The following is a 1,577-nucleotide window of genomic DNA, read 5'->3' on the forward strand; positions in this document are numbered from 1 at the left end:
TCATACAGAGACCAATATGTAGATATAGCAGAGATAAAAGAAGCACAAGCACAGAAACAATTATTGTTAGAGTATAAGCCAGAAGTTGCGAAAGCTAACCCGCAATCTGTCATTTTGAGCGAGAGCGAAAAATCTATAAACCCACATACAGAATCTAACACACAAACAAATAAAGATTCTGTCATGTTGAGTGCGAAGCACGAAACATCTCACTTAAACGGAAATAAAGATGTTTCAGCAATGCCTCAACATGACAACACAAAAGACACAGACTTGCTAAAAAATCTATATGGAAATAAACAAGAAATGCGAAAGTTTGTGAAAGACAAACTCAATGCTATAAAAGGCAAAGATATTGTCAATAAGGACGGCATTCAAGCAAGGCTTAGCAGTGTTGGTATCGCAAAAATGAGTAGCGATAAAGCCATACAAAAAAGTTTAGATATTAGATAATGGTTTTAAGGTTGAAGAACATTTTGAGGCAGTAAGCAACATTGAAAACCTTTTTATACAAAATAAATTTTTCAAAAGTGAAACACCAAAAAATCAAAGTAAAGATATAAAAGCAGTGCATAGATTTATAGCAGACAATGCCTTAAAAGATAAAGAAGCACAAGCATTAATTACGCTTAAAGAGAGTTTTCAAAATGGAAATAGAATTTATAGTTTAGAATTAGAGGAATTAACCCACCCCACGAACTTAAATCGTAGCCCTAAATCTAAAGGGGTGGAAGACTCTCATCACGATGATGTCGGAGCTACTCAAACGACTCGGCTATTTGAGAATCATAGTGGCATTATACCACAAACCTCACAAGAAAGAGTTAAAAATAACAATATAAAAGAATCCGCAAATATGCTAGAATCTAAAGTAAAAATGCAAGGGCAAGATTTGGATTTATTTAGCACTTTTATAGAAAATGGCAGAATTAGGGAAGATGTATTAAACAGCTATGCTAAGAAAATGCCAGATATGCTAAATCAGCAAGAATTTTTAGCACAAATCCCGCATAAAGACAAGCAGGGGTACAGCACAATACAAACACCCATAGGAAATATAAAAATTAATTTAAACCACGCTTGGAATCACTTGAATAAAGGCAATACCTACAAGAAAGATAGAAGTTTATATAGCGGTGCATTCCTTGATACCCTTGCCGACCCGCTTTTTATCGTTAAACAAGAATATACCTCTAATCCTAAAGTGTCTGCGAATGCTAGGGAAATGCAAAATAGCAAACTAGTGCAGACTAGAGATGATGAAAGTATAGCACAAGATTCTTATGTATTCTTTAAGCCTTATAAAATTAAGGATAAATTTAATTATATGGTTGGCTATGCGTTAGATATACAGGGAAACATTATCAATACAACATTTATTCCTATGAGTAATAGAGATTTTGGCAGAATTAAGAAAATGTTTAGCTCTCAAGTGCTGTATGCGAAGTTATAGCATACCTGCCTTAATTTTACTCAAACCACACAAGCCCCTTTATTTCAATTCAAAAAGTAAATATAATAAAAAGTATCGCTTATGTTTTAAGCAGTTTTACGCAATAAAGCATAAGCCCTCACTA

Annotated in this window: 2 protein-coding genes; both read left to right on the forward strand. The window is 33.7% G+C overall.

Going from position 1 to position 1,577, the window contains the following annotated elements; genetic code table 11:
• On the forward strand, positions 1-453 hold a 453-nt coding region (locus T368_RS16005; RefSeq protein WP_034595287.1), incomplete at its 5' end, for a hypothetical protein.
• On the forward strand, positions 443-1,453 hold the full coding sequence (locus T368_RS0111445) for an LPD3 domain-containing protein (RefSeq protein ID WP_162164640.1): 1,011 nt from the start codon (positions 443-445) through the stop codon (positions 1,451-1,453). The genes T368_RS16005 and T368_RS0111445, both read left to right, overlap by 11 nt.
• Positions 1,454-1,577 lie beyond the last annotated feature (124 nt).

Source organism: Helicobacter bilis ATCC 51630, assembly GCF_000686565.1.
Taxonomy (GTDB): Bacteria; Campylobacterota; Campylobacteria; order Campylobacterales; family Helicobacteraceae; genus Helicobacter_A; species Helicobacter_A bilis.